The 5,553-nt window shown below is 43.9% G+C and carries 7 protein-coding genes, 7 tRNA genes and 1 rRNA gene; all 15 read left to right on the forward strand.

Features of this window, described 5'->3' with window-relative positions; genetic code table 11:
• Positions 1 to 108: ribosomal RNA gene (gene rrf, locus AC58QM_RS35760) — 5S ribosomal RNA — on the forward strand; the annotation flags it as partial.
• A 47-nt stretch (positions 109 to 155) separates the two neighbouring features.
• Positions 156 to 237: transfer RNA gene (locus AC58QM_RS35765), tRNA-Tyr, on the forward strand.
• A 12-nt stretch (positions 238 to 249) separates the two neighbouring features.
• A tRNA-Trp gene (locus AC58QM_RS35770) sits at positions 250 to 323 on the forward strand.
• A 10-nt stretch (positions 324 to 333) separates the two neighbouring features.
• A tRNA-Gln gene (locus AC58QM_RS35775) sits at positions 334 to 408 on the forward strand.
• Between the two features lie 15 nt (positions 409 to 423).
• Positions 424 to 499, forward strand: a tRNA-Lys gene (locus tag AC58QM_RS35780).
• Positions 500 to 518: 19 nt separating this feature from the next.
• Positions 519 to 598: transfer RNA gene (locus AC58QM_RS35785), tRNA-Leu, on the forward strand.
• 42 nt (positions 599 to 640) lie between these two features.
• Positions 641 to 712: transfer RNA gene (locus tag AC58QM_RS35790), tRNA-Gly, on the forward strand.
• Positions 713 to 720: 8 nt separating this feature from the next.
• Positions 721 to 794: transfer RNA gene (locus AC58QM_RS35795), tRNA-Pro, on the forward strand.
• A 166-nt stretch (positions 795 to 960) separates the two neighbouring features.
• Positions 961 to 1,383: a VOC family protein gene (locus AC58QM_RS35800; RefSeq protein ID WP_310502970.1), complete on the forward strand. Its 423-nt coding sequence runs from the start codon at positions 961 to 963 to the stop codon at positions 1,381 to 1,383.
• Positions 1,384 to 1,411: 28 nt separating this feature from the next.
• Positions 1,412 to 1,999: a thioredoxin family protein gene (locus tag AC58QM_RS35805; protein ID WP_497289416.1), complete on the forward strand. Its 588-nt coding sequence runs from the start codon at positions 1,412 to 1,414 to the stop codon at positions 1,997 to 1,999.
• Positions 2,000 to 2,207: 208 nt separating this feature from the next.
• Positions 2,208 to 2,873 carry a thiaminase II gene (gene tenA, locus AC58QM_RS35810; protein ID WP_497289417.1) on the forward strand — a complete coding sequence of 222 codons (666 nt, stop codon included), beginning with the start codon at positions 2,208 to 2,210 and terminating at the stop codon, positions 2,871 to 2,873.
• 104 nt (positions 2,874 to 2,977) lie between these two features.
• A complete protein-coding gene (locus AC58QM_RS35815; RefSeq protein WP_497289418.1) occupies positions 2,978 to 3,163 on the forward strand; it encodes a hypothetical protein in 186 nt (61 codons plus the stop codon).
• Positions 3,164 to 3,418: 255 nt separating this feature from the next.
• The gene (locus AC58QM_RS35820; RefSeq protein ID WP_497289419.1) at positions 3,419 to 3,862 is read left to right on the forward strand and encodes a HEAT repeat domain-containing protein; all 444 of its coding nucleotides are present in this window, start codon (positions 3,419 to 3,421) and stop codon (positions 3,860 to 3,862) included.
• 25 nt (positions 3,863 to 3,887) lie between these two features.
• Positions 3,888 to 4,085 carry a DUF3934 family protein gene (locus tag AC58QM_RS35825; RefSeq protein ID WP_310502965.1) on the forward strand — a complete coding sequence of 66 codons (198 nt, stop codon included), beginning with the start codon at positions 3,888 to 3,890 and terminating at the stop codon, positions 4,083 to 4,085.
• 129 nt (positions 4,086 to 4,214) lie between these two features.
• Positions 4,215 to 5,282: an FUSC family protein gene (locus AC58QM_RS35830; protein ID WP_497289420.1), complete on the forward strand. Its 1,068-nt coding sequence runs from the start codon at positions 4,215 to 4,217 to the stop codon at positions 5,280 to 5,282.
• Positions 5,283 to 5,553 lie beyond the last annotated feature (271 nt).

A 5,553-nucleotide genomic window follows, 5' to 3' on the forward strand; every position in this document is an offset into this window, starting at 1 on the left:
GATGGCGGAAGGGATCCACGCGTTCCCATCTCGAACACGACCGTTAAGCCTTCCAGCGTCGATGGTACTTGAACCGCAGGGTTCTGGGAGAGTAGAACGTTGCCAAGCAGTATCCCTTTGGGATATTTTTTTTGCCTAGTTAGAATTGCCTTTATGGAGGCTTAGTGAAGTGGCTAAACACGGCAGACTGTAAATCTGCTCTCTTCGAGTTCGGTGGTTCGAATCCATCAGCCTCCATATACCTTATCTAGGGGCATAGTTTAAGGGTAGAACAAAGGTCTCCAAAACCTTTGGTGTGGGTTCAATTCCTGCTGCCCCTGCCAATTACATCAATGGGGATTAGCCAAGCGGTAAGGCAACGGACTTTGACTCCGTCATGCCAAGGTTCAAATCCTTGATCCCCAGCCATTTTTTACAACACTTGAGTCATTAGCTCAGTTGGTAGAGCACCTGACTTTTAATCAGGGTGTCGTAGGTTCGAATCCTACATGACTCACCAATTGCCTTATTTACAGCATGCGCGTATGGCGGAATTGGCAGACGCACTAGACTTAGGATCTAGCGGGTGACCGTGGGGGTTCAAGTCCCTCTACGCGCATCAAACATCCCCAAGCGTAACTTACGGCTTGGGGATCCCTATGCGGAAGTGGCTCAGCGGTAGAGCATCGCCTTGCCAAGGCGAGGGTCGCGGGTTCGATCCCCGTCTTCCGCTTTTTTCATCGGGACGTAGCTCAGCTTGGTAGAGCACCTGCTTTGGGAGCAGGGGGTCGCATGTTCAAATCGTGTCGTCCCGATATCAACCACATTTTTTCATCATGATGATGAAGAAATGTGGTTTTTTTGTACTTCTCTTTTACCCAAGGTAACTTAGTTACCTTGATGTAACTCATTTTCTAACCAGAGATGTTCGAGTATACTGAAAAAGAAGTGAAAGTAATCATTTTAAGGAGGCTAAAGTAAGTGGGAACGAATGCGAAAATAGGCGGCGGAGGTTTTCATCACGTTGCACTGAGAGCGAATGATTTTGACGCAACAGTCAAGTTTTATACAGAAGGTTTAGGATTTGTAGAGAAGAACAACTGGGGAGAAGGGGATAAGCGAGCTGTCCTGCTTGACTCTGGTGATGGGAATTACATGGAGGTGTTCGCTGGCGGTACAGGCGAGGAGAAACCAGAAGGTTATTTCTTCCATGTTGCGTTTCGTAGTAATAATGTAGACGCTGCTGTTGAGGTAGCTGTAGCTGCTGGTGCGGTCGTGACGGTAGCACCGAAAGACGCGATTCTAGGCGTGAATCCGCCAACACCTGTACGTATTGCCTTTGTTAAAGGTTTAAATGGCGAAATCATTGAGTTTTTCCAGAGCACTGGGGAGAACCAACTATAACTATTCAGGGTTGAGAGGGGCATGGGACATGGCATTTACCTTTACTTTATCACTCGGAGATGAAGCGCCTGATTTTTCATTACCAGCTACGAATGGACAAACATACACGTTGAAGGATTTCAGCGACGTTAAGACGCTCGTTATTTTTTTCACCTGCAACCATTGCCCTTATGTAATCGGTTCTAATGAAGTAACACGCGAAACGGCCAATCGGTATAAAGATAAAGGTGTACAGTTCGTAGGTATCAACGCTAACAGCGTGAACACCAAGCCAGAAGATTCCTTTGATCATATGGTATCGCACATGGAGGAGCATCAATATCCATGGACGTATCTGAGAGATGAAACCCAAGAAACGGCATTAGCCTATGGAGCACTAAGAACGCCGCATTTTTATGTCTTTGATGAAAACCGCAAATTAGTCTACACGGGACGCGGCGTTGATAATCCTAAAGATGCGTCAAAAATCACAATAAATAATTTAGATATCGCCTTAGAAGAGCTGACCTCTGGTCAAGCGATTACGTTACCGTTGACGAACCCACTAGGATGTAATGTGAAATGGGACGGTAAGGATGCGCATTGGATGCCTGCTGATGCCTGTGACTTGGTCTAACGGGCCTGATTCAACCTACATATCTATTCGTAAAACAATGATCCTCCAGACAATGGATGGTCATTGTTTTTTTATCTACGATTTAGAACTAGAAATAAAGTTAATATATGGTAAAATAGTAGAGTTCACCAAATCTACTTATGCTCTTTCAATTTGTTCACTCCATTAATATAAATCATAAGAATCTCATGTCGGAGGAGAATCCATCATGTCCTTTACCCAGCATCTAGTCCAAAAATATCAACACGAATGGCAGCAAACTCAGCAGCATCCTTTTGTTCAAGAACTAGGTCGAGGAACCCTAGACCGTAATAAATTCAGGTTCTATATGATTCAAGACTATTTATATTTAATTGATTATGCCAAATTATTCGCTCTAGGTGCGATCAAAGCACCAGATCTCAAAACGATGAGTGAATTCTCAGCGTCTCTTAGTAATATTTTACATGAGGAAATGGGCATTCATCGTTCTTACGCGGCTCGCTTCGGAATTACGAAAGAGGAGCTGGAGCAAGCAGAACCATCACCGATAACGCTCGCTTACTCGCATTATATGTTGCATGTAGCACAGAATGGTGGATTAGCGGAGTTGACGGCAGCCTTGCTTCCTTGTATGTGGAGTTACTGGGAGATTGGGCGTATGTTGAAAGAATTTCCGGGTGCAGTAGATCATCCAGACTACGGTGAATGGGTGAGAGGGTATAGTTCAGACGAGTTTGGCCAACACGCGCAATGGTGTATTTCTTTAATGGATCGACTAGCCTTAGGGAAATCAGAAAGCGAATTAGCGCGATTAGAAACTATTTTCTTGAATACAACTCGCTATGAGACTCTGTTCTGGGAAATGTCATATCAGCAGCAGATGTGGCTGTAATTTTCGACATAATCGCAACTGAAACGCATTCATAACAGTCCAGTGAGCGAATATACATATACGGAAATCATCAAAAGTTGGTTATCAACTGGGAGGTGTTTCGTATGATTTATTGGATTTTGGCTGTGATTGTCGTGGTTGTCGGTGTGCTGGTTGTCATGAGTCTAAGAAGAGGTAAATCCACAGCGCCTGCTGAAGTGAAAACGCACAAGCCCTGCTCCTACTGCAAGGAGGAAATCGCGATCGATGCGCCAGTGTGCAAGTACTGTAGGGGGGTTGTCTTGAGCTAGGTGATGTCATGCTATTGGTTCAATGGGGATGAAAAAGAAAAGCAACGAGACGTTCGCGATAAAGCGAGCCGATCGTTGCTTTTTGATATGCTAGTCTTTTTTGTTTCGTCTGCTGGCTTCTATCTATGGTGATTTAACTCATAAAATCATGTAACAAGGGTACTTCCATAAACTAATCACTTCAAAAAGTTGGCACTCAGCTTAAAAAAAGTGTAACATCTAACACATACAGCATACAGAAGGAGCTTGAATCAGTTGAATATTGAATTACACAATGAGTTACCGACCGATTTTGAAGAGTTGAAAAAAGCAGCTAATCGCACATCGAATTGGAGGGAGCGTCTTGCAGCTGTCGAGGCTTTAGGCGAGCATGATGACCAACAATCCGTTTATATTCTTAAACGTCTTATGGCGAATGATACGGTATATGTCATCCAGGAGACGGCTTACCGTAAGCTTAAACTTCTAGGTGAGGATGTACAATTGCCCCCTCGTAAGAAAGGTGACCTGATCAAAGGTGTAGGCAAAATTTTGCTTCGCATTAAGAAAAGCTTACCTGAAGGTCATACGTATGAGGCTTTCAAAGAAAAGCTGCAAAAAATGAGAAGTGATGTGTATGACACCTACGAAGGTGACAAAGGCTCTGATTTTGATCAATGGCTAGAATCGACTTGGTCGGGTTTATTAACTAATAAATAAGAAGTAACAGGTATGGAGTGAGTTTATGGCTAAGGGTAAAGGTGGAACAGGTAGAGGTACTGACAGCAAAGGCTGGAATCGGTGGAAAGCAAGCGAGAACCGAGCGAAGAGTGCCCCGAAACCCTACAAGAGTAAAGGTCTAAAAGCCGCTGCAATGGCGGCCAAGGCATCCGGTACATCAAGTGCGGCGAGTAGTCCGAGTACCAAAAACACCAAAGCTTAGCAGTTTCTGTTGAGCACGAACCACCTTCGGCAATTGCTGGGGGTGGTTTTTTCGTATTATATGATGTTTTGCATCCGTCACATGACCTGTGTAAGATAGATATAGGATATTTTGGATGAGGTGAGAGTCATGGTATTTGGGGCGCGCGTGTGGAAAACAGGCATCGCTGTTGCATTAGCTTTATATATAAGTGCTTGGCTCGAATTCACGCCACCAGTCATTGCGGCTGTTGCGGCGATTTTTGCGATGCAGCCTTCAATATATCGCTCCTGGCGTTATTTCTTGGATCAGTTGCAGACGAACATTCTTGGTGCGGCTTTTGCCTTATTGGCGGGGATGTTTTTCTCGCAGAATGTGATTGCTATTGGCATTGTATGTATTATTGTTATCATTCTTAGTTTGCGTTTACGTATGGAAGAGACAATTGGTCTTACCTTAGTTACTGTAGTTGCTGTTATGGAGGCGTCGGGGGAGTGGCGTTTTGCGCTTAATCGACTACTGCTTAGCTTAATCGGGATCGGATGTGCTTTTGTGGTGAATGTCCTATTCTTCCCACCTAAACCTAAGGAGCAATTCGCAGCCCAGATCGGGTCTATTTTCAGCAAAATGTCACTGCTCCTTCGCACGGTGATTTCGAATGAGATTAAGGAAACGGTGTTTCGTGAAGAAAAGGAAAGTCTTCGCAATAGCTTAAAGTCATTGTCAGAGAAATATAGACTTATGGAAGAAGAAATTAAGAAGTTAAAGGGCAGCGGCTCCAAACGAATCCGCGAACTCGTCGTATACAAACAGAAACTGCTTGTCATGTCCAAAGGACTTGAAGTACTGGAAGCTGTAGATGAGCATTATTTTCAGGCTTCCCCAAGTGCGGAAACAGATGTATGTTTCGATGACCATATGGAAAAATTGATTAAGTACCATGAGCATGTACTATTGAAATACGATGATAAGTTGAAGGAAACGAGCTCGGATGGTTTGGAAATTGAAGCGGAGAACGAACAGTTTATGGTCGATCTCCTTTCGCGATACAGTGAGCAACCAAATGGTATGCTTCGACTCTCCATTGTGGCTGCAGCCATGTACGACTATGGTCATCAGATCGCGCGTTTGGATAAGCTTGTGGAGCATGATCATCGAGGGGAGACCGAAGAGAGGGAACCTCTTGAGATTTTGCTAAAAAGTATTCGTCTAAAATAGTTCAGGTTTAAGTTTGCATTACGAAATGGTTTGTGCTATATTATGTTTCTTGCTCCGAACAGGACAAGAAGCAGCAAGCACAAACCATTGGATTCTGAACGTGTTGAATATCTTCACGAATGGATGAAATAAAATAAAGCTTGCAAATGAGAATTCAATATGGTATATTACTTCTCGCTGCTTCGGTAACACGGCAGTGAGCGAAAGAAATTGATCTTTGAAAACTGAACAACGAGTGAGTAAGCACAGTCGAGTAATCGACTATAAAAGA

The organism is Paenibacillus sp. J22P165 (genome assembly GCF_059692015.1).